A 20,340-nucleotide genomic window follows, 5' to 3' on the forward strand; every position below is an offset into this window, starting at 1 on the left:
CCTCATCCTGTCCTGTGACGATCGCGACGAACGGGCCGCCAACAGAGCCCGCGCGCGATCCCGGTTGGACCCGTCGTCCGGCCGGACGAGGACACGCCAGAGGGAGGACAGGCCATGGGCATTCATTTGCTCGATCGCGCCATTGGCAGCGACTATCCGACATTCGCCAGCACGGCTGACATCCGCGCCTTCGAGCAGACGCCGTACAGCGAACGGATCGCGGCGCAGAGCACCTATGAGGCGCTCAAGTGTGGGGCGTCCGCCAATCCGGACGCGCCGGCGATCCAGTTTCTGCAGAATGCCGACCCGGCCGACGCGCCGGTCGTGATCTCCTATCGCGACTTCGTCGCCAGGGTGACGCAGGCCGCGAACATGTTTCATGCGCTCGGCGTCGGCCCCAACGATGTCGTCAGCTTCATGCTGCCCCTGGTGCCCGACGCCTTCGTGACGCTGTTCGGCGCGGAGGCCGCCGGGATCGCGAACCCGGTCAACCCGCTGCTGGAGCCGCACCAGATCGCCGAGATTCTCGATGCCGCCAAGACCAAGGTGCTGGTGGCGCTGGGCCCCCTGCCCGGCACCGACATCTGGCAGAAGGTCGAGAAGGTCCGAGGCAGCCTCAAACACCTCAAGGCGATCGTGCAGGTCCATGGCGGCGGCGGTGATCCGGCGAACGGCATCCACGCCTTCAACGACCTGATCAAGCCGCAGCCGGGCGATCACCTCGTCAGCGGCCGGCAGATCAAGGCCAGCGATACCGCGGCCTATTTCCACACCGGCGGCACCACCGGCACGCCGAAGCTGGTGCGGCACAGCCATGGCAACCAAGTCTACCAGGCCTGGGGCATCAACTTGGTCCTGAAAGCCAAGCCCGGCGGGACGCTGCTGTTCGGCATGCCGCTGTTTCACGTCGGCGGCTCGCTGACGCAGACCTTGCAGACGCTCTCGGCGGGCGGCAGCCTCGTCGTGCTCTCCGGTGCCGGCTGGCGCAACCCGAATGCGGTGCGCAACATCTGGGGCCTGGTCGAGCGCTTCAAGCCGGAGACGCTGTCGAGCGTGCCGACGGTGCTGGCGGCGACGCTGGCGGTGCCGCAAGGCGCGGCCGACATCTCCAGCCTGCGCTATGCCGCCGGCGGCGGCTCGGCGATTCCGGTCGCCGTGGGGCAGGCGATCATGGACAAGCTCAAGCTGCCGGTCGTCGAGGTCTACGGCATGACCGAGACCGCGAGCGTGCACACCATGGCCTATCCGGACCAGCCGATCCGGCTCGGCTCGGTCGGCCTGCCGCTGCCCTATGCGCAGGTGCGCATCGTCAAGCTCGATGCCGACGGGCGCTATGAGCGCGACTGCGCGGCGGACGAGATCGGCGTCGTCATCATGGCCGGGCCGGGCGTGTTCTCAGGGTATCTCGACGACACCCACAACAAGGGCGCCTTCGTCGACGGCCATTGGGTCAATTCCGGCGATCTCGGCCGGCTCGACGCTGACGGCTTCCTGTGGATCACCGGCCGCGCCAAGGACCTCGTGATCCGCGGCGGCCACAACATCGATCCGGCGCCGATCGAGGAGATTTTGTTTCAGCATCCCTCGGTCGGCTTCGCCGCCGTGGTCGGCCAACCCGACGCCTATGCCGGCGAGCTGCCGATCGGCTACGTCCAGCTCAAGCCGGGGGCTGCCGTGCAGCCGGGCGAGCTGGAGGACTGGGTGCGCGCCCGCACGCCCGAGCGCGCCGCCGTGCCGGTGCAGATCATCCCGATCGACCCGATGCCGGTCACGGGTGTCGGCAAGGTGTTCAAGCCGCAATTGCGCTGGGACGCCGCGACGCGCGTGTTCACCAAGGTGCTGTCGCAGCTCACCGACCGCGGCATCGATTGCAGCGTGAAGGTCGGCCCGCACGGCAGCCACGGCAGCATCGCGACGGTGACGTTGCGCGACGTGCCTGCGGAGACCCGCGAGGCGGTCGAGAACGAGGTGCACACCTTGCTGGCGCCGTTCGTGATCCGGCACGAGGTGGTGATGGGGTGAGCCGCGATTGCGCGTGAGACAGCCGTCTCGGCATTTGATCGGGACGGTGGTGCTCTGGCACGATGCTGACGCGTTTCGTCACGTTTGCCAGGCCGGAGACGATGAACCCAACCGACATCACCATCGCGATCGAAGATGCCAGACAGGCTGATGTCGCCGACCTCATCGCGGAGGCCAATGCCTATCTGCGGACGCTATACCCTGCTGAAAGCAATCATCCCGTCGATGCCCACGCGCTCTCGGTGCCCGGAGCCGCATTTTTTGCCGCCCGCCGTGACGGGACGCTGCTCGGATCGATCGCCCTTCGGCTCATTGGCCCAGGACATGCCGAGATCAAGCGATTGTTCGTCCGCGAAACCGCCCGCGGCTGTGGGCTCGGACGCAGGCTCCTCATGACATTGGAAGACGAGGCCCAAGGTCGCGGGCTTGGCCGCGTAAGCCTCGAAGTGGGCATCAGACAGCCGCAGGCGATCCAGCTCTATCGCAGCTCCGGCTATGGGGACTGCGGCCCCTTCGGCACCTACCGCCTCGACCCGCTCAGCCTGTTCATGACCAAACGGCTGGTGGCTTGACCAGGCTGACCCGAATGGTGCTTGGGTGTCCGGATGCATCGAACGTGCAGTCAGGGGGAGTGACGAAAGGTCGGACAACAAAGTCTCCCCCGCGCGGCGGCGCCTCACCCCGACGCGTGAGAACTCTCGGCTCCGCTACTCCGGATGCGCCTTTGGCTTCGTCGATTGCAGCCGCAGCTCACCTGTCGGATTTGCCACCCCCTTGTCGGCAGCAACCTTGCGCAGCACATCCGGCCGGTCGGAGATGATGCCGTCGACGCCGTCATCGATCAGTTGCGCCATGTCCGCGGGCTTATTGACCGTCCAGACCACGACCTCCAGGCCAAGCGCATGCGCCTCGGCAATCAGCTCCGGCGTGACATCGGCAAAAAAGGGCGACCACACCTTGCCGCCGGCCGCGTGAATCGTCCGCGGCAGCGAGCCGCCGTGATCGGCGGGGTTGAAGCCCGCGGTCCAGCGCGTCGCCTCGGTCGGCGACACCGTGGGCGTCTTGCCGCTTTGCCGTGACAGATAGACGGTGGAGATCCTTGGCGCGCGCTGCTGCACCAGTTGCAAGGTGCGCCAGTCGAACGACTGGATCATGACCCGGTCGGTGAAGTGCTCGGCCTCGATCAGGCCGAGCAGCAGGGATACGAACCGATCGGGGTCCGGCGCTTCATTCGGGAGCGCTGGATCGAGCTTGGTCTCGATGTTGAGGCGCACACGATCCTTGCCCGAGCCCCTGACGAGATCGATGACCTGCTTCAGGGTCGGAATGCGCGGCGGCGGGACGTCCCCAGAGATCACCTGCTGCTCCGGAAACTGCCTGGCGTAGTCGCTGCCCGGACGGATCTGGCCGACGTCGTAGGACTGCACCTCCGCAAGCGGCAGATCAATCAGCAGCGGCCCGGGCGGCGCAACGTAGTTGCCATCGGGGGCGCGGGCGAGATCGGGATTAAGCCGTCGCTCATGCGAGACCACCAGCACGCCGTCCCTCGTGACGCCGACGTCGAGCTCGAGCGTGTCGACATGAAAGGCCAGAGACATCTTGAAGGCCTGCAGCGTGTTCTCCGGATACAGCGCGCGCCCGCCGCGATGGGCTTCGATGTCAAAGGCCATGACAGGGCTCGCAAGCCCGAGCAGCGACAGAGCGGCGGTGAGGAACAGGGTGGGACGGTGCATGGCACCAGCCTACCACGGCAGCGCGGAATGCCCATTCCCCTTGTCTCCGCCGGGCATCTGAACTAGGCCTTTCACCATCGGACCAGCCGACAACGCTGGCCAAGGACGGATCGAAGGGAGACGATCCGCACGCGCAGCAGCGCCGTGCCTGCATCCCTTTGCCCCTCCTTTCGCGTTCTGCTTTCGAGTTCACGTGCGACGGACCATGCCCATGACCGATCTTCCTGTCCTCATCGCCGGCGGCGGCATCGGCGGCCTCGCGACCGCACTCACGTTGCAACAGATCGGCGTGCCCTGCATCGTCTACGAAAGCGTGCGCGAGATGCGGCCGCTCGGGGTCGGCATTAACCTGCAGCCCAACGCGGTGCGGGAATTGTACGACCTTGGCATCTCGGCCGACGATCTCGACCAGGTCGGCGTGCCCGCCAAGGAGTGGGCGCTGGTCGGGCTGAATGGCAACGACATCTATTCCGAGCCGCGCGGCCTGCTCGCGGGCTACGGCTGGCCGCAATATGCGGTGCATCGCGGCAAGCTGCACATGCTGCTGTACAGCCGGCTGGTCGAGCGCGCGGGCGCTGCGGCCGTGCGGCTCGGCAGCCGCGTCACGGGCTACGAGAAGAATCCCGATGGCACAGTAACGGCCCGCATCGAGCATGCCGATGGATCGCGCATCGAGACGCGCGGGCGGCTGCTGATCGGCGCCGACGGCATCCACTCGGCGGTGCGCGCGCAGATGCACCTCACACAGCCGCCGATTCATTGGGGCGGCGCCGTGATGTGGCGCGGCGTGACCTGGGCGAAGCCGATGCGCACCGGCTCGTCCTTCGTCGGCCTCGGCACCCATCGCCACCGCGTCGTGGTCTATCCGATCTCGCATCCCGACCCGAAGACGGGGCTGGCGCTGATCAACTGGATCGCGGAAGTGACGATGGACAACACCGAGGGCTGGAAGCAGACTGGCTGGTTCCGCCAGGTACCGGTGACGGAGTTCGCGCATCATTTTGCCGGCTGGACCTATGACTGGCTCGACGTGCCCGCGCTGATCGCCGGCGCCGACGGCGCCTATGAGAACCCGATGATCGACCGCGATCCAGTACCGACCTGGGTCGACGGCCCGGTGGCGCTGATGGGCGACGCCGCGCATGCGATGTATCCGACCGGCTCCAACGGCGCCAGCCAGGCCATCGTCGACGCCCGCGTGCTCGGCGCCTGCCTGCTGGCGCACGGCGTGACGCCGGCGGCACTCGCCGCCTACGACGAGAGACTGTGCGGCCCGATCTCGCAAGTCATCCTGCGCAACCGCGGCGCCGGGCCGTTCGGATTGCTCAACCTGGTCGACGAGCGCTGCGGCGGGACGTTCACGAACATTGATGACGTGATCCCGCCGGCCGAGCGCGACGCATTCATGGCCGGTTACAAGAAGGCCGCGGGGTTCGCCATCGAGCAGTTGAACGCGGCGCCGCGGACGATTGCGGAAGGCGCGCAAGTCGGTAAGGCCAAGGCTGCCTGATCCAAACTCGCTGTCGTCCCGGGACCCCCAGAAATTAGCAAGCACGCTGGAGCGACCAGCCCGTGTCACCACGTCATCCTGTGGTTATGGATCCCGGCGCTCGCCGGGATGACAGTGGTGGTGTGGCAGGCAGCTCGACCAACAGCGTCATTGCGAGCGCAAGCGAAGCAATCCAGAGTCGTGCGCGGGGCCCTGGATTGCTTCGCTTGCGCTCGCAATGACGATGGAGAGACGGCCTCAGTCCGCGCTTAAGCGTACTTGCCGTGGCAGTGCTTGTACTTCTTCCCCGAGCCGCAGGGGCAGTCCTCGTTGCGGCCGATCTTGCCCCAGGTGGTGGGGTCGTTCGGGTTGCGCGCATCGGCCGGGACCGGAGCGACGCCGGAGGACGGCACCACGGAGACGTTGGCGAAGGCCATTTCGTCCTCACCGGTGTTCGGATCGACGTGGTGCGCCTGCATCGGCGGCAGCACCGGCTGCTGCTCCTCCGGCGGCACGATCTCGACCCGCATCAGCTGCGCGGTGACCGCCTCGCGCAGATGCGCGATCATGGCCTCGAACAGCGTGAAGGCTTCCGACTTGTACTCCTGCAGCGGATCGCGCTGGCCGTAGCCGCGCAGGCCGATGACTTGGCGCAAATGGTCGAGCATCACCAGGTGCTCGCGCCAGAGGTGGTCGAGCGTCTGCAGCAGGATGGTCTTCTCGACATAGCGCATCACGTCGGGGCCCCATTGCGCGACCTTGGCGGCCATGCGCTCGTCGGCATGGGTCTCGATGCGCTTGAGCAGCTCCTCGTCGGCGATGCCCTCTTCCTTCGCCCATTCGTCGACCGGCAGGTCGATGTCGAGCACACGCTTCAGCTCCTCCTTCAGGCCGGCGACGTCCCACTGCTCGGCATAGGCATGCTCGGGCACGTGCTTGGCGACGAGGTCGTCGATGAAGGCGTGACGCATGTCGGTGATGGTCTCGACCACGCTCTCGTCCTGCATCAGCTCGACGCGCTGGTCGAAGATCACCTTGCGCTGGTCGTTCTGGACGTTGTCGAACTTCAGGAGGTTCTTGCGGATGTCGAAGTTGCGCGCCTCGACCTTCTGCTGCGCCTTCTCCAGCGCCTTGTTGATCCAGGGGTGGATGATGGCCTCGCCTTCCTTGAGGCCGAGGCGGGTCAGCATGCTGTCGAGCCGGTCGGAGCCGAAGATCCGCATCAGATCGTCTTCCAGCGACAGGAAGAACTTCGAGCGGCCGGGATCGCCCTGGCGGCCGGAGCGGCCGCGCAGCTGGTTGTCGATGCGGCGGGATTCGTGGCGCTCGGAGCCGATGATGTAGAGGCCGCCGGGCTTGGTCACGGTCTTGGCCGGCTTGGAGCCCTTGGCGGGCTCGATCTCGACGGTCTCCTCGGCCTTCAGCACGATCTCGCGGAAGCGGGCGATGTCGGCCTTGATCTGCTCGATCTTGGCGGCCTTCTCGGCCTCGTCGGTGATCCCGGCGGTCTCCTGCTGCAGGCGCATCTCGAGCGAGCCGCCGAGCTTGATGTCGGTGCCGCGGCCGGCCATGTTGGTCGCGATCGTGATCGCGCCGGGCACGCCGGCTTCGGCCACGATATAGGCTTCCTGCTCGTGGAAGCGCGCATTCAGCACCGCGAACAGCTTGGCCGGCTTGCCGGCGCGGGCCGCCGCATAGAGCTTGTCGAGCGCCCGCTCGCTGCCGAAGTCGATCTGCTTGTAGCCATGCTGCTTGAGATAGGCGGCCAGCACTTCCGACTTCTCGATCGAGGCGGTGCCGACCAGCACCGGCTGCAACCGGGAGTTCGCCCGCTCGATCTCGGCCAGGATCGCGGCGTATTTCTCCTGCTGGGTGCGGTAGACCTCGTCGTCCTCGTCGAGACGTGCGACCGGCAGGTTGGTCGGGATCTCCAGCACCTCGAGCTTGTAGATGTCGAACAGCTCGTCGGCCTCGGTGGCGGCCGTGCCGGTCATGCCGGCGAGCTTGGCATACATGCGGAAGTAGTTCTGGAAGGTGATCGAGGCCAGCGTCTGGTTCTCGGGCTGCACCGGCTGGTGCTCCTTGGCCTCGAGCGCCTGGTGCAGGCCTTCGGAATAGCGCCGGCCCGGCATCATGCGGCCGGTGAACTCGTCGATGATCACGACCTCGCCGTCGCGGACGATGTAGTCCTTGTCGCGCGTGAACAGCGTGTGCGCGCGCAGCGCCTGGTTGATGTGGTGGACGACGGAGACGTTCTCGACGTCGTAGAGCGACTCGCCCTTGAGCTGGCCGGCATCGCGCAGCAGGGTCTCGATCTTCTCCATGCCGGCTTCGGTGAGCGTCACCGTGCGCTGCTTCTCGTCGACCTCGTAGTCGGTCTTGTCGAGCTTCGGCACGAAGGTGTCGATGGTGTTGTAGAACTCCGAGCGGTCGTCGAGCGGGCCGGAGATGATCAGCGGCGTGCGCGCTTCATCGATCAGGATGGAGTCCACCTCGTCGACGATCGCGAAGAAGTGTCCGCGCTGGACCATGTCCTCCAGGCGGTACTTCATGTTGTCGCGCAGATAGTCGAAGCCGTATTCGTTGTTGGTGCCGTAGGTGATGTCGCAGGCATAGGCCGCCTTGCGCTCGGCATCGTCGAGGCCGTGCACGATCACACCTGTGGTCAGGCCGAGGAAGCCGTAGATCTGGCTCATCCAGCCGGCGTCGCGGCGGGCAAGGTAGTCGTTCACCGTCACGACGTGGACGCCCTTGCCGGCCAGCGCGTTCAGGTAGACCGCGAGCGTCGCCACCAGCGTCTTGCCTTCGCCGGTCTTCATCTCGGCGATGTCGCCCTCGTGAAGCACCATGCCGCCGATCAGCTGGACGTCGAAATGGCGCTGGCCGAGGGTGCGCTTGGAGGCCTCGCGGACGGTGGCGAAGGCCGGGACCAGGATGTCGTCGAGCGTCTTGCCGTCGGCGAGCTGCTTCTTGAACTCCTCGGTGCGCGCCTTGAGCTGCTCGTCGGTCAGGTTTGCGAGCTCCGGCTCCAGCGCATTGATGGCGTTGACACGGGACTGATAGCCCTTGACGCGACGGTCGTTGGCGGAGCCGAATAGCTTACGGGCGAGCGCGCCGATCATTGCTGAAATCCTGCCTCTATGGGTCTGCGTTGCAGCCGCAACTCATGGTTTGGGTTTGCTGTTCCCGACGTGATGCACCGCAGCACCCGCGCCAGCCTCGACCTTCGGCGCCGGGCGGCGTCCGCCAGATGAGTGGGAGACAGGCAAACCAGGGTTCAACGGCCAAAAACGCAGCAAAATAAGCGCTATCGCCCTTGAAGCGACCGGGGAGAGATATGGCTGGGGGGGAACGTTGTCAACGGCGCCCGACAGCCGGGCCGTCGCCGCCCACCTGTCGCCGATTTCACGAAATTGACAGACTTTTCGCGTTGCCAAGGCACGGCGATTGGGCGAGTGTCCCGGCCGCCCTGAGGCCTCCCCCCTCGAGCCCCCTCTTCTCAACAAGGATTTTCCATGACCACGTCGTTCCCGGTTACGAAAACCGGCCTGCGCCTCGGCCTTGCCACCGCTCTCGCCGGAAGTCTCGCGTTGTCCCTGCTTGCCGCGCCCGCACGCGCCGCCGACGATGCCAACCCGGTGCTGGCCAAGGTGAACGGCGCCGAGATCCGCAAGAGCGACGTGACGCTCGCCGAAGAGGAGCTCGGACAGAGCCTCGCGCAGATGGATCCGGCGACCAAGGACGAGAACGTCCTGTCGTTCCTGATCGACATGAAGCTGGTCGCCAAGGCGGCCGAGGACAAGAAGGTCGCCGACAGCGAGGAGTTCAAGAAGCGCCTCGCCTTCACCCGCAACCGGCTGCTGATGGACAGCCTGCTTGCCAGCGAGGGCAAGGCCGCGACCACGCCGGACGCGATGAAGAAGGTCTACGAGGAGGCCGCCAAGCAGATCGGCGGCGAGCAGGAGGTGCACGCCCGCCACATCCTGGTCGAGACCGAGGACGAGGCCAAGGCCGTCAAGGCCGAGCTCGCCAAGGGTGCCGATTTTGCCGAGCTCGCCAAGAAGAAGTCCAAGGACCCCGGCGCCTCGGACGGCGGCGACCTCGGCTTCTTCACCAAGGAGCAGATGGTGCCGGAGTTCGCCAACGTCGCCTTCTCGCTCGAGCCGGGCAAGATCTCCGATCCGGTGAAGACCCAGTTCGGCTGGCACATCATCAAGGTCGAGGAAAAGCGCAGCCGCAAGCCGCCGGAGTTCGACCAGGTCAAGAGCCAGATCGAGACCTACGTGACCCGCAAGGCCCAGGCCGACTATGTCGGCAAGCTGCGCGAATCCGCCAAGATCGAGCGCCTGGACAAGCCGGCCGCCGACGCCGCCAAGCCGGCGGAGGCGAAGCCCGCTGATGCCAAGGCCGCCGAGCCGGCGAAGAAGTAAGCGGCTCGGCTACTTGGCTTGAGGCGCGACATGGTCGCGTCATAAATGGTGTCGTCCCGGCGAAAGCCGGGACCCATACCGCGTGATGTTTGAAACAGGCACGCGGCCGATACCGGGCTCCCAACTGGACCCTGTGGTTATGGATCCCCGCTTTCGCGGGGATGACAGCTGGGGCGTGGGCGCATCCACTCCCACAACGACGACCGAGGTGATACAGAGCGCTTCCCGCTCATTCCTGCCGGAAGCCCTCGATGTCCTCAGCCGTCTCCCCGCTCGCCCCGACCGATGTCCCCGACATGCCCGCCGTTGCGGGCGTCAAGCTCGCGACCGCGGCGGCCGGCATCCGCTACAAGAACCGCACCGACGTGCTGCTGGCGCTGCTCGACCCCGGCACCACCGTTGCCGGCGTGTTCACGCTGTCGAAATGCCCGTCGGCGCCGGTCGAATGGTGCCGGACCAAGCTGAAGGGCGGCAAGGCGCGCGCGCTGGTGGTCAACTCCGGCAACGCCAACGCCTTCACCGGCAAGACCGGCAAGCAGTCGACCGCGCTCACGGCCGCGATTGCCGCGAAGGCCGTCGGCTGCAAGCAGGACGAGATCTTTCTCGCCTCGACCGGCGTGATCGGCGAGCCGCTGGATGCGACCAAGTTCGACGGCGTGCTCGAGGGGCTCGCCGGCACCGCCAGCCCAGAGGACTGGATGGGCGCGGCGCGCGCCATCATGACCACCGACACCTTCCCGAAGGTCGCGACCGCGACCGTCAAGCTCGGCAAGGCCAAGGTGACGATCAACGGCATGGCCAAGGGCGCCGGCATGATCGCGCCCGACATGGCGACGATGTTGTCGTTCATCTTCACCGATGCGCCGATTTCGGCACCCGCGCTGCAGGCCCTGCTCAAGGCCGGCGTCGAGGACACCTTCAACGCGGTGACGATCGACGGCGACACCTCGACATCCGACACGCTGCTCGCCTTCGCCACCGGGACCGCCGCGGCGAAGGGCGCACCGAAGATCAGCCGCGCCAGCGATCCGCGCGCGAAAGCGTTCGTGAAGGCGTTCAATGCCGTGCTGGCCGACCTCGCCGAGCAGGTCGCGCGCGACGGCGAGGGCGCCCGCAAGCTGGTCGAGATCATCGTCGAGGGCGCCAAGAGCAAGCCGTCGGCGCGCAGAATCGCGATGTCGATCGCCAACTCGCCGCTGGTCAAGACCGCGATCGCCGGCGAGGACGCGAATTGGGGCCGCGTCGTGATGGCGGTCGGCAAGGCCGGCGAGCCGGCCGACCGCGACAAGCTCTCGATCTCCTTCAACGGCATCCGCGTCGCATCGAAGGGCGCGCGCGATCCGTCCTATGACGAGACGGAAGTCTCCGAGGCGATGAAGGCGCAGAAGGTGCAGATCAAGGTGGCGCTCGGCCTCGGCAAGGGCCGCGACCGCGTGCTGACCTGCGACCTGACCAAGGAGTATGTCGCGATCAACGGCGACTACCGGTCCTGATTCCGCAACCGACCGCGGCGGGGAAGCGCGCAAGGCCGGCGCGCTTCCGGGCCGAGTCGATCAGCTCGCGATCCGTGCGTCGGCGACCGCCCTCTGGAACAGCGCCTTCATCGCCTCCGCGATGCCCTGCGTCGGCGACACCTCGAAATAGAACCCGTCCGATGCGCAGGCCTGCATCTTCTGCGCGATCTCGCTGTTCGGCGACGGGCCGAACGGCCCCTTGTTGAAGGGATCGATCCAGCTCATGTACCAGCTGTTGGTCGGCAGCTGCAGATAGGTGGTGTAGAGCACCGCGATCTTGATGCCGCGGTTCTTGAGCGTGGTGCAGAGCGCCGGATTGATCGGCGACTGGCAGCGGTTGCCGCTGGCCTTTGGCTTCAGGCAGGCGGCGTTGCTCTCGTCCGCGACGCCATCGGAGACGAAGAACAGGTATTTCAACGGCGAGCCGGTGGTGCCGTCGCCGGGCGTCGAGATCTCGTTGCTGATGGCGGGGAACACCGTGGTGAACGGCGTATCCTTGTCGGCCGTGTAGGAGTCGTTGTTGCCGTAGACGCCCATCAGGTCGATGTTGCCTGCGGCGCTCTTGGCGCTGGACAGGCTCGACGACAGCGAGAAAAGCGCCCGCAATCCGATCGTCTTCGACGCCGCGCCGAAATCGTAGATCGCCATGCGGAACTGGTTCGTATAGGTCTGCGTCTGCTGCGCCGTGTCCATCAGCTGCTGGGTGGCGCTGCGCAGCACGTCGATCCGGGTGGTCACGCCGAGCGTCTTGGCGAGATTATAGTAGTTGTTGGAGTCGTTGTAGTCGTGGCATGCGAAGGCGCATTTGTCCGAAGTCGCATTGACCATCTTGGTCACGTCCGCCGGCGTCGCCGCCACACCCATCGACGGCGAATTGTCGAGCAGCAGGTAGAAATCGATGTATCGCGGCATCGAGGCCTTCGCCGTCGACGAGCCGTTCAGGGTCATGGTCTTGAACCCGACGATGTTCATGAACATCATGGGCACGGTGGCCGAGAACGACACGGTGGCGCTCAGCACCGAGCCGGCCTTCTTCACCTCCGGCGTCAGGCTGGTCAGCGTATAGCCCGATGTGCCGGACATGTTGCCGTTGAAGATCTTCGCCGCGTCGTCATTGCCGGCGGCGATCACCCCGTCCGAGGTCATCGCGCCCGCGGCGATGAAGGCCGGCGCCGTCCGGGACACCGCGCCGACCGATGCGGCGTCGACCGCCGCCTGCAGCTTGGCGCGCATCTGGTTGGCGCGGCTGTAGTCGACGCCGCAGCCGACCGCCGTGATCAGCGGAACGCAGACGATGGCGAACGTCACCGCGACGTTGCCGCTGACGTCGCGGCGAAGGCGGGCAAGCAGGCTGGATACAATTCGCATGAATGATGCCTAACGAACCATGAGGGGGTCACGGCGTTCACCCGTGAAAATACGCGGGCGGCCATTAAGGTTGGCTTATTTCAACCGTGGAAACGGGGCTCAAAACGGCCTAGGTTAAAACTCCCTCAACAGGCGCGCCTGGTTCTCGGACCGGCCCATCCCTCTCGAAACCCGATCGGACCATGCCCGACCTGAAACTCACGCTCGTGGTCGCCTGCGCGCTCGTCGACGCCGACAATCGCGTGCTGCTGGCGCAGCGGCCGCCCGGCAAGGCGCTCGCGGGCCTCTGGGAATTTCCCGGCGGCAAGCTCGAGCCCGGCGAGCGCCCGGAAGCCAGCCTGATCCGCGAGCTCGACGAGGAGCTCGGCATCACCGTGCGCGAGGCCTGTCTCGCGCCGCTGACCTTCGCCAGCCACGCCTATGAGACGTTCCATCTGTTGATGCCGCTCTACATCTGCCGGCGCTGGGAAGGCCTGGTGACCGCGCGCGAGGGCCAGCAACTGGCCTGGGTGCGGCCCAACAAGCTGCGCGACTACCCGATGCCGCCCGCGGACATCCCGCTGCTGCCGCATCTGATCGACTTGTTGATGTGAGCCGCGGCGACAGCCTCACGCTCACGCGTCATGCGCGGGCCTGACCCGCGCATCCATCTACATTTCGGACTCTTCAAGAGGGATGGATCGCCGGGTCAAGCCCGGCGATGACGAGAGTGGCTATTCATCCGCTCCCGCGCGAGGGCTCCGCTTCACTGCCGCCTCTAGGCTCGCCGTCGCCGAACCCGGCTTCAGCGGCTTCTGCTGGCTCTCATGCGGGGCCCAGCCTGACAACCAGATGATGTCGAAGGTGGCGCGGATGCGGCCGTCGGGATCGGCGAAGCGCTCGGCATAGATCTCGGCCATGCGCAGCAAGGTCGCGCGGCGCGTCGGCGTGCGACGGCGCTCGACCAGGCTGTTTGTCGCGCCCATGCGGCGGAGATCCTGCATCAGGCCGAACGCGCTGGCATAGCGGACCACGACCCGGTCGACATCCGTCACCGGCAACGCGAAGCCTGCACGCTGCAGCAGGCCGCCGACGTCGCGCAGATCGGCGAACGGCGCGACGCGCGGTGATACGCCGCCCTCGCACTCTGCCTCGGCGGCGGCGAAGGATTGCCGGAGCTCGGTCAGCGTATCGCCGCCGATCATGGCCGCCAGCAGCAGACCATCGGGGTGCAAGGCCCGGCGAATCTGCACCAGCAGTCCGGGCAGATCGTTGACGAATTGAAAGGCCAGCGCCGACAGCGCGAGATCGAGCGATTGCGCGGCCAGCGGCAGCCGCTCATCCGCCGTTTCGGGCGCAGCGATATGTGCGAGCTGCGAGAGGCGTCCCGAAAGATACGGCTTCAAGCCCGCGGCCGGCGTCCAGACGTCGGCAGCCGCGGTGAAGGACCGGTTCACTGCCGCAAGCCGATCCTCGATGTCCTCCGCAACGCGCTCCAACAGGAAGGTCTCCGGCGCTGCCGCAGCCCGCCGCTGCCTGAGCGCGAGCAGGCTGCGATCGAACAGAACGGGAGCGGTGACGGACTGGATCATTGGGGCTGGTTACGCCGATCCTCGCGGCCGGGCAATGCACCGCTTGAGCAGCGTGGGTTGCGGCGCTAGCCTCAATACATGGGTGTGACGTTTGCTCCAATCGGCGTCGGACGACTTCGTGCAGCCGTAGGCGCGCTGCACGGCGGTCTCGCGCATGTCGCGAAGCTCGCGCTCGACGTCGCGCTGCCGACGCTGTGCATCGCCTGCCGCGAGCCGGTCGACGGCGAGGGCGTCTGCGCGGCCTGCTGGGGCAAATTGTCGTTCATCGAGCGGCCGTATTGCCCGAAGCTCGGCATCCCCTTCGTCTACGATCCCGGCCCCGAGCTGCTGTCGATGGAGGCGATCGCGGCGCCGCCGGCCTATGCCCGGGCGCGCGCCGCCGTGCGCTATGACGAGGTCGCGCGCACCCTGGTGCATCAGCTGAAATATCAGGACCGCACCGATTTGGCGCCGATCATGGGCCGCTGGATGGCTCGCGCCGGCCGCGAGCTGCTGGCCGAGGCCGACCTCGTGGTGCCCGTGCCGCTGCACTGGCGGCGCGGCTTCAGCCGCCGCTACAACCAGTCCGGCGCGCTGGCGCGGGTGATCGCCCGGTCCAGCGGCGTCCGAATGCAGGGCGATGCGTTGCGCCGCGTGCGGGCGACCGAGCAGCAGGTCGGCCTGTCGCGCGCCCAGCGCGCCAGCAATGTGCAGGGCGCATTCCAGGTATCTTCAGACCGCCTGCATGACGTGCAGGGGCGCCGCATCGTGATCGTCGACGACGTGCTGACCACCGGCGCGACGGTGGATGCCTGCGCCCGCGCTCTGCTGCGCGCCAAGGCGGCCGAGGTCAGCGTGCTGGTTTTCGCCCGGGTTGTCGATGCCCCCCGCGCTCCCATATAATCTGTCGTTCCGTAACAGCTGAGCGCGACATGACCGCTGCGATCGAAATCTATACCCGTCCGGGGTGCGGCTACTGCACGGCCGCCAAATCGCTTCTGACCCGCAAGAACGTTCCCTTCACCGAGCATGACGCGGGCAAGGATCCGACGATCCGGCAGAAGATGTATGATCGTGTCGGCCCGGGCTCGACCTTTCCGCAGATCTTCATCGGCCACACCCATGTCGGCGGCTGCGACGATCTCTATGCGCTCGATCGCGAGGGCAGACTCGACGCCATGCTGGCGGGAGACAAGGCGACATCATGAGCAACGACCGCAGCTTTACCGCCGCCATGGTGCAGATGCGCACCTCGCTCCTGCCCGAGCCGAGCCTCGAGCAGGGCACCAGGCTGATCCGGGAAGCGGTCGCGCAGGGCGCGGAGTACGTCCAGACGCCGGAAGTGAGCAACATGATGCAGCTCAACCGGACGGCGCTGTTCGAGCAGCTCAAGAGCGAGGCGGACGATCCCTCTCTCAAAGCCTATCAGGCGCTCGCCAAGGAGCTGAGCATCCATCTGCACATCGGATCGCTGGCGCTGCGCTTCTCGGCAGACAAGGCCGTGAACCGCTCGTTCCTGATCGGCCCCGAGGGCAACGTGCTGGCGAGCTACGACAAGATCCACATGTTCGACATCGACCTGCCGGGCGGTGAGAGCTATCGCGAGTCGGCCAACTATCAGCCGGGCGAGACGGCCGTGATCTCGGATCTGCCCTGGGGTCGTCTGGGGCTGACGATCTGCTACGACGTGCGCTTCCCGGCGCTGTATCGCGCGCTGGCCGAGAGCGGCGCCTCGTTCATCAGCGTGCCCTCCGCCTTCACGCGCAAGACCGGCGAGGCGCACTGGCACACGCTGCTGCGCGCCCGCGCCATCGAGACCGGCTGCTTCGTGTTCGCCGCCGCCCAATGCGGCCTGCACGAGAACAAGCGCGAGACCTTCGGCCACTCGCTGATCATCGATCCATGGGGCGAGATTCTCGCCGAGGGCGGCGTCGAGCCCGGCGTGATCGTGGCGCGCATCGATCCGTCGCGGGTCGAGAGCGTGCGCCAGACCATTCCTTCGCTGCAGCACGGCCGCCGGTTCGGCATCGCCGATCCCAACGCGGGTCCGGACTATCTGCACCTGGTGCGGGGCTCGGCATGATCCGCTATGCGCTGCGCTGCGAGCGTGACCACACGTTCGAAAGCTGGTTCCAGAGCTCCTCGACCTACGATTCGCAGGTGAAGCGCAAGCTGGTGGAATGCCCGACCTGCGGCTCGACCAAGGTCGAGAAGGCGATCATGGCGCCGCGCATCGTCAGCAAGAAGGGCCGCGAGGCCGTTCCAGTGCCAGTGCCGGCCTCACCGACGCCAGCGCAGGAAGTAATTCCGCCGGGATCGACCGCGCTGATGATGGCGCAGGAGCGCGAGCTGCGCGCCAAGCTCAAGGAGCTGCGCGACCACATCGTCAAGAACGCCGACGATGTCGGCGAGCGTTTCCCGACGGAAGCGCGCAAGATGCATTACGGCGAGACCGAGCACCGGCCGATCTATGGCGAGGCCTCGCTCGACGAGGCCCGCGAACTGATCGAGGAAGGCATCGAGGTCGCCCCGATCCCGGTGCTGCCGGACGATAGGAATTGAGCAATCGAGAAGGCCTTTTCGTCATTGCGAGCGAAGCGAAGCAATCCAGGAGCCGAGGACAGATTCTGGATTGCTTCGCTTCGCTCGCAATGACGGGGGAGAGATCTCGGCCTGCACTCTCTCTTTCGCCGGTGTGACGACATGCCCCCCCTCTCCTCGTCCTGGCAGCTCTGGGCCCTCCTCTCCGCGCTGTTTGCGGCCCTCACCGCCATCTTCGCCAAGGTTGGCGTCGAAGGTCTCAACTCCGATCTTGCCACGCTGATCCGCACCGCGATCGTGCTGATGACGCTGGCGCTGATCCTGTTTGCGACGGGCCAGCTCACCAGCCCGGGACCGATCTCGACCAAGAGCTGGGTGTTCCTGACGCTGTCGGCGCTCGGCACCGGCGCCTCGTGGCTGTGCTACTTCCGCGCCCTGAAGCTCGGCCCCGCGACGCTGGTCGCGCCGATCGACAAGCTCAGCGTCGTGCTGGTCGCCTTGTTCGGCGTCGTGTTTCTCGGCGAACGACCGAGCCTGCAGGGCTGGATCGGCATCGTCCTGATCGCGGCCGGCGCCGTGCTGATCGCGATCAAGGGCTGACTATACTGCGATCAGCAGCGCTACCCCGGCAACGATCAGCACGATGCCACAGACCCCGCGCAGCGAAACCGGCTGCTTGAACGAGTAGTACGACACGCCCTGCGCGAACAGCACCTCGATCAGCGCGAGCGTGCGGACGTTGGCAGCCGCCGTCAGCGCGAAAGCCAGGAACCAGAATTGTGACGCGAAGGCGCCGACGAAGCCGGCCATCATCGACGGCCGCCACAGCGACAGGATTCCGCGCAGGATGTCCGGCGCGCGCGCCAGCAGGTAGACGGTCAGGATCGCGGTTTGCACGAACAGGCCCCAGACCAGCGTGTACGATGCGGCGGTCACGAAGGAGACGCCGTCGACGGTGATGATGGCGCCGCGGAAGCCGACCGCCGACAGGGCGAACGCCGCCGCCGCAACGAGGCCGGTCACGGTCGGCTTCAACTCCGCAAAGCTCTTGTCGCCACCGGGCCGAAGCGCCGTGACGACGACGCCGATGGTGGCGATCAGGATCGCGATTACCTTCGGCACCGAGAGCGGATCGCCGAGGAAGATGAAGCCGAAGATCGCAGTCTGGATCGCTTCGGTCTTCAGATAGGCCGTGGTGACGACGAAGGAGCGGTCGGTCATCGCCAGCAGCATCAGTCCGGTGGCGATGATCTGGCTGAGCGCGCCGAGCAGCAGCCACGGCCAGAACACAGAAGGCGGCCACGGCAGGTGGTCGCCGGTGGCCAGCAGCACCGCGGTCAGGAACACCAGCGAGAACGGGAAGCCGAACAGGAAGCGGATGTTGGTCGCGCCCCAGGTGCCGAGCTTCGCCGTCAGCGACCGCTGCATCGCATTGCGTGCGACCTGACCGGCGGCAGCCACCAGCGTGAAGGGAATCCAGAGCGAGGCGATGGAGAGCATGCGGGCACGGAGCGGCTGTGAAGGCCGGCACGGTGACGAGCGCGGGGCGCCGGGTCAACAGGACAGGCGGCAATTCAGTCGCATGTCAGGATTGCAGATCGCGGCGGGATGACAAACCACTATCTGCAGTTTGTGGTAAGCTCGCGTCACAACGACGGTGTCGTCCCTGCGAACGCAGGGACCCATAACCACCAGCTTCAGCTAGGTTGGACAATCCATCCAAGCGATGGTGCGGCAATGTACTACGTCTATATTCTGGCGAGTAGTCGCCACGGCACGCTGTATATCGGCGTCACCGACTCGATCCACAAAAGGCTTCAGCAGCACCGCGACGGCCAAGGCTCGGTCTTTGTGAAGAAATACGGAGTTTTTCGGCTGGTCTACATCGAGACCTACAATATCGCCGAAGAAGCAATCACCCGCGAAAAGCAACTCAAGCGCTGGAAACGCGACTGGAAGATCGAGCTGATCGAACGCGACAACCTCGAATGGCGCGATCTCAGCAACCTGATCTCCTAGCGTGCCTCAAACCACTCCCTGGGGTTATGGGTCCTTGCGTTCGCAGGGACGACACCTTTGGTGGAGCGGCATCTGGCTGGACCGACGACAACCGAGAATATAGCTGGCGAGGGGGAGCAAAGCTGTCGTCCCGGGCAAGCCCGATGACGCGACGCTTCAGCGGGCGTAGACCCGGGACCCATACCGCGTGATCTGTCTTGGGGCAGGCTGCACGTTGAACCTGTCGCGCCACGGAAAGCCCGCCAGCGACCTGATCTCCTAGCGTGCCCCGAACCACTCCCTGGGGTTATGGGTCCCTGCGTTCGCAGGGACGACACCGGTTGTGGAGCAGCATCCCGGCCGAACCGAAGCGCGACGCCGCGCTACACCATCTGCTCGGCAACCATCATGTAGTTCACGTCCATGTCGGTCGACAGACTCCAGCGGTCGGCGAAGGGGCTGTAGACGACGCCGCTCTGCTCGGTGATGACCAGGCGATTGTCGAGCAGGTATTTCGTCAGCTCGTCCGGCGTGACGAACTTGCTCCACTCATGCGTGCCGCGCGGCAGCCAGCGCAGCACATATTCGGCACCGACGATGGCGAGCGCAAAGCTCTTCCAGTTGCGGTTCAGCGTCGAGACCACCATCATGCCGCCCGGCTTCAGCACGGCGGCACAGCGGCCGAGGAAGGCACCGACATCGGTGACGTGCTCGACGACCTCCATCGCCAGCACGATGTCGAAGCGCTCGCGCGGATCCATCTCCTCGATCGTGGTGCAGCGGTAGTCGATCGACAGATGGCCCTTTTCCGCGTGCAGCCTGGCAGCGGCAATGTTGCTGGCCGAGGGATCGACGCCGACGACCTGCGCGCCCAGCCGCGTGAACGGCTCGCACAGCAATCCCGCGCCGCAGCCGATGTCGAGCATGCGCAGTCCCGAGAGGCAGTTCAGGCTCTTGGCGTTGCGCTCGAATTTCCGGCAGGCGGCATCGCGGATGTAGGTCAGGCGCAGCGGGTTGATCTTGTGCAGGGGCGCCATCTTGCCCTTGGGGTCCCACCAGGTCTCGGACAGTTTCGAGAACTTCGCGATCTCGGCCGGATCGACGGTCGAGCCGGAGGGAACAGAAGTGCTGCGGGAATCCTGAGGCATTGTCATCGCTGAATACTCAATGATCGAAGCTGCGGCGCCGTACCGGGCTAACGCGCCGTGATGGCGTTCCGGAACGCCAGCGGCTCCGCGATGGTCGAAATGGTTTCCTTGCCCTCGCCCACACCCAAGATGGTGACGTCGCCGTAATTGAGAACCCGTCCCATGATGGTCTGGTTGACGTCGACGCTCTCGACCTTGTCGAGGGCCATCTCGAAGGTACGGCGCTTGATGAAACCGGTTTTATGGACGACGCGACGATTGGTAACGTCCGTCTCCGTGGTGAGGCGATGGAACCAGGCCCGGACCGTCCAATACAGGGCGACAATGGCGATGACGGCGGCGGTGGCCAGGCACAGCATGACCAAACTGTCGTTCACGGTCATGCGGGAGAGGACGAGCAATCCAAACACGACGATCCAGGCCCCGATCGCGGGCAGGTAGAACATCCAATGCGCGTTGGTCGAATACAGCACCTTCTCGCCGGGTTGCAGGATTTCGTCGATGTAACGCGCCATTCCAAGCCTCTCACCTGACCCTGTCACCAACC

Annotated in this window: 19 protein-coding genes; 12 read left to right on the top strand and 7 right to left on the bottom strand. The window is 66.0% G+C overall.

What is annotated here, in order from left to right; genetic code table 11:
- Nucleotides 1-114: 114 nt before the first annotated feature.
- The gene (locus QW868_RS07430; RefSeq protein WP_316230257.1) at nucleotides 115-2,022 is read left to right on the top strand and encodes an acyl-CoA synthetase; all 1,908 of its coding nucleotides are present in this window, start codon (nucleotides 115-117) and stop codon (nucleotides 2,020-2,022) included.
- A 62-nt stretch (nucleotides 2,023-2,084) separates the two neighbouring features.
- Nucleotides 2,085-2,594, top strand: coding sequence for a GNAT family N-acetyltransferase (locus tag QW868_RS07435; RefSeq protein WP_316177614.1), 510 nt, complete (start codon nucleotides 2,085-2,087; stop codon nucleotides 2,592-2,594).
- A gap of 135 nt (nucleotides 2,595-2,729) precedes the next feature.
- Here QW868_RS07435 and QW868_RS07440 read toward each other — a convergent pair whose 3' ends face one another.
- The gene (locus QW868_RS07440; protein WP_316177615.1) at nucleotides 2,730-3,755 is read right to left on the bottom strand and encodes a glycerophosphodiester phosphodiesterase; all 1,026 of its coding nucleotides are present in this window, start codon (nucleotides 3,753-3,755) and stop codon (nucleotides 2,730-2,732) included.
- 211 nt (nucleotides 3,756-3,966) lie between these two features.
- Here QW868_RS07440 and QW868_RS07445 point away from each other — a divergent pair, with 211 nt between their 5' ends.
- Entirely contained in the window at nucleotides 3,967-5,265 is a 1,299-nt protein-coding gene (locus QW868_RS07445; protein ID WP_316230258.1) for a flavin-dependent oxidoreductase, read from the top strand.
- Nucleotides 5,266-5,513: 248 nt separating this feature from the next.
- Here QW868_RS07445 and secA read toward each other — a convergent pair whose 3' ends face one another.
- On the bottom strand, nucleotides 5,514-8,366 hold the full coding sequence (secA, locus tag QW868_RS07450) for a preprotein translocase subunit SecA (RefSeq protein ID WP_316230259.1): 2,853 nt from the start codon (nucleotides 8,364-8,366) through the stop codon (nucleotides 5,514-5,516).
- Between the two features lie 393 nt (nucleotides 8,367-8,759).
- Here secA and QW868_RS07455 point away from each other — a divergent pair, with 393 nt between their 5' ends.
- Nucleotides 8,760-9,674: a peptidylprolyl isomerase gene (locus QW868_RS07455; RefSeq protein ID WP_316230260.1), complete on the top strand. Its 915-nt coding sequence runs from the start codon at nucleotides 8,760-8,762 to the stop codon at nucleotides 9,672-9,674.
- A 251-nt stretch (nucleotides 9,675-9,925) separates the two neighbouring features.
- Nucleotides 9,926-11,167, top strand: coding sequence for a bifunctional glutamate N-acetyltransferase/amino-acid acetyltransferase ArgJ (gene argJ / locus QW868_RS07460; protein WP_316230261.1), 1,242 nt, complete (start codon nucleotides 9,926-9,928; stop codon nucleotides 11,165-11,167).
- Nucleotides 11,168-11,227: 60 nt separating this feature from the next.
- Here argJ and QW868_RS07465 read toward each other — a convergent pair whose 3' ends face one another.
- Nucleotides 11,228-12,556, bottom strand: coding sequence for a TadE/TadG family type IV pilus assembly protein (locus QW868_RS07465; protein WP_316230262.1), 1,329 nt, complete (start codon nucleotides 12,554-12,556; stop codon nucleotides 11,228-11,230).
- A gap of 182 nt (nucleotides 12,557-12,738) precedes the next feature.
- On the opposite strand from QW868_RS07465, the gene QW868_RS07470 reads away from it, so the two are divergent.
- Nucleotides 12,739-13,149: a (deoxy)nucleoside triphosphate pyrophosphohydrolase gene (locus QW868_RS07470; protein ID WP_315735232.1), complete on the top strand. Its 411-nt coding sequence runs from the start codon at nucleotides 12,739-12,741 to the stop codon at nucleotides 13,147-13,149.
- Nucleotides 13,150-13,269: 120 nt separating this feature from the next.
- Here QW868_RS07470 and QW868_RS07475 read toward each other — a convergent pair whose 3' ends face one another.
- The gene (locus QW868_RS07475; RefSeq protein ID WP_316230263.1) at nucleotides 13,270-14,127 is read right to left on the bottom strand and encodes a methyltransferase domain-containing protein; all 858 of its coding nucleotides are present in this window, start codon (nucleotides 14,125-14,127) and stop codon (nucleotides 13,270-13,272) included.
- A gap of 78 nt (nucleotides 14,128-14,205) precedes the next feature.
- On the opposite strand from QW868_RS07475, the gene QW868_RS07480 reads away from it, so the two are divergent.
- The 5 genes from QW868_RS07480 to QW868_RS07500 all read left to right on the top strand — a co-directional run bounded on the left by QW868_RS07480 (nucleotide 14,206) and on the right by QW868_RS07500 (nucleotide 17,247).
- The gene (locus QW868_RS07480; protein WP_315775703.1) at nucleotides 14,206-15,009 is read left to right on the top strand and encodes a ComF family protein; all 804 of its coding nucleotides are present in this window, start codon (nucleotides 14,206-14,208) and stop codon (nucleotides 15,007-15,009) included.
- A gap of 29 nt (nucleotides 15,010-15,038) precedes the next feature.
- Nucleotides 15,039-15,314 (top strand): glutaredoxin 3, encoded by a 276-nt coding sequence (grxC, locus tag QW868_RS07485; RefSeq protein WP_315735238.1) that lies wholly within the window; start codon nucleotides 15,039-15,041, stop codon nucleotides 15,312-15,314.
- Nucleotides 15,311-16,189: a carbon-nitrogen hydrolase family protein gene (locus tag QW868_RS07490; RefSeq protein ID WP_315735240.1), complete on the top strand. Its 879-nt coding sequence runs from the start codon at nucleotides 15,311-15,313 to the stop codon at nucleotides 16,187-16,189. Before grxC ends, QW868_RS07490 begins: the two co-directional genes overlap by 4 nt.
- Nucleotides 16,186-16,668: a DUF1178 family protein gene (locus QW868_RS07495; protein ID WP_315735242.1), complete on the top strand. Its 483-nt coding sequence runs from the start codon at nucleotides 16,186-16,188 to the stop codon at nucleotides 16,666-16,668. Before QW868_RS07490 ends, QW868_RS07495 begins: the two co-directional genes overlap by 4 nt.
- A 141-nt stretch (nucleotides 16,669-16,809) precedes the next feature.
- On the top strand, nucleotides 16,810-17,247 hold the full coding sequence (locus QW868_RS07500) for an EamA family transporter (RefSeq protein WP_315797277.1): 438 nt from the start codon (nucleotides 16,810-16,812) through the stop codon (nucleotides 17,245-17,247).
- Here QW868_RS07500 and QW868_RS07505 read toward each other — a convergent pair whose 3' ends face one another.
- Complete coding sequence (locus QW868_RS07505) at nucleotides 17,248-18,147, bottom strand: EamA family transporter (protein ID WP_316230264.1); 900 nt, start codon at nucleotides 18,145-18,147, stop codon at nucleotides 17,248-17,250.
- Between the two features lie 237 nt (nucleotides 18,148-18,384).
- On the opposite strand from QW868_RS07505, the gene QW868_RS07510 reads away from it, so the two are divergent.
- Nucleotides 18,385-18,666: a GIY-YIG nuclease family protein gene (locus tag QW868_RS07510; protein WP_316230265.1), complete on the top strand. Its 282-nt coding sequence runs from the start codon at nucleotides 18,385-18,387 to the stop codon at nucleotides 18,664-18,666.
- Nucleotides 18,667-19,028: 362 nt separating this feature from the next.
- On the opposite strand, the gene ubiG is transcribed toward QW868_RS07510, so the two are convergent.
- Both ubiG and QW868_RS07520 read right to left on the bottom strand, forming a co-directional pair.
- Entirely contained in the window at nucleotides 19,029-19,793 is a 765-nt protein-coding gene (gene ubiG / locus QW868_RS07515) for a bifunctional 2-polyprenyl-6-hydroxyphenol methylase/3-demethylubiquinol 3-O-methyltransferase UbiG (protein ID WP_409997692.1), read from the bottom strand.
- A gap of 47 nt (nucleotides 19,794-19,840) precedes the next feature.
- On the bottom strand, nucleotides 19,841-20,308 hold the full coding sequence (locus QW868_RS07520) for a PH domain-containing protein (protein WP_315735252.1): 468 nt from the start codon (nucleotides 20,306-20,308) through the stop codon (nucleotides 19,841-19,843).
- Between the last annotated feature and the right edge of the window lie 32 nt (nucleotides 20,309-20,340).

Source organism: Bradyrhizobium sp. SZCCHNR1051, from assembly GCF_032489615.1.
In the GTDB taxonomy this organism is placed as follows: domain Bacteria; phylum Pseudomonadota; class Alphaproteobacteria; order Rhizobiales; family Xanthobacteraceae; genus Bradyrhizobium.

What these genes read in the sequence shown, in the direction of transcription:
- QW868_RS07430 (WP_316230257.1), top strand. Translation starts at nt 115, where the DNA reads ATGGGCATTCATTTGCTCGATCGCGCCATTGGCAGCGACTATCCGACA.
- QW868_RS07435 (WP_316177614.1), top strand. Translation starts at nt 2,085, where the DNA reads ATGCTGACGCGTTTCGTCACGTTTGCCAGGCCGGAGACGATGAACCCA.
- QW868_RS07440 (WP_316177615.1), bottom strand. Translation starts at nt 3,755, where the DNA reads ATGCACCGTCCCACCCTGTTCCTCACCGCCGCTCTGTCGCTGCTCGGG.
- QW868_RS07445 (WP_316230258.1), top strand. Translation starts at nt 3,967, where the DNA reads ATGACCGATCTTCCTGTCCTCATCGCCGGCGGCGGCATCGGCGGCCTC.
- secA (WP_316230259.1), bottom strand. Translation starts at nt 8,366, where the DNA reads ATGATCGGCGCGCTCGCCCGTAAGCTATTCGGCTCCGCCAACGACCGT.
- QW868_RS07455 (WP_316230260.1), top strand. Translation starts at nt 8,760, where the DNA reads ATGACCACGTCGTTCCCGGTTACGAAAACCGGCCTGCGCCTCGGCCTT.
- argJ (WP_316230261.1), top strand. Translation starts at nt 9,926, where the DNA reads ATGTCCTCAGCCGTCTCCCCGCTCGCCCCGACCGATGTCCCCGACATG.
- QW868_RS07465 (WP_316230262.1), bottom strand. Translation starts at nt 12,556, where the DNA reads ATGCGAATTGTATCCAGCCTGCTTGCCCGCCTTCGCCGCGACGTCAGC.
- QW868_RS07470 (WP_315735232.1), top strand. Translation starts at nt 12,739, where the DNA reads ATGCCCGACCTGAAACTCACGCTCGTGGTCGCCTGCGCGCTCGTCGAC.
- QW868_RS07475 (WP_316230263.1), bottom strand. Translation starts at nt 14,127, where the DNA reads ATGATCCAGTCCGTCACCGCTCCCGTTCTGTTCGATCGCAGCCTGCTC.
- QW868_RS07480 (WP_315775703.1), top strand. Translation starts at nt 14,206, where the DNA reads ATGGGTGTGACGTTTGCTCCAATCGGCGTCGGACGACTTCGTGCAGCC.
- grxC (WP_315735238.1), top strand. Translation starts at nt 15,039, where the DNA reads ATGACCGCTGCGATCGAAATCTATACCCGTCCGGGGTGCGGCTACTGC.
- QW868_RS07490 (WP_315735240.1), top strand. Translation starts at nt 15,311, where the DNA reads ATGAGCAACGACCGCAGCTTTACCGCCGCCATGGTGCAGATGCGCACC.
- QW868_RS07495 (WP_315735242.1), top strand. Translation starts at nt 16,186, where the DNA reads ATGATCCGCTATGCGCTGCGCTGCGAGCGTGACCACACGTTCGAAAGC.
- QW868_RS07500 (WP_315797277.1), top strand. Translation starts at nt 16,810, where the DNA reads ATGCCCCCCCTCTCCTCGTCCTGGCAGCTCTGGGCCCTCCTCTCCGCG.
- QW868_RS07505 (WP_316230264.1), bottom strand. Translation starts at nt 18,147, where the DNA reads ATGCTCTCCATCGCCTCGCTCTGGATTCCCTTCACGCTGGTGGCTGCC.
- QW868_RS07510 (WP_316230265.1), top strand. Translation starts at nt 18,385, where the DNA reads ATGTACTACGTCTATATTCTGGCGAGTAGTCGCCACGGCACGCTGTAT.
- ubiG (WP_409997692.1), bottom strand. Translation starts at nt 19,793, where the DNA reads ATGCCTCAGGATTCCCGCAGCACTTCTGTTCCCTCCGGCTCGACCGTC.
- QW868_RS07520 (WP_315735252.1), bottom strand. Translation starts at nt 20,308, where the DNA reads ATGGCGCGTTACATCGACGAAATCCTGCAACCCGGCGAGAAGGTGCTG.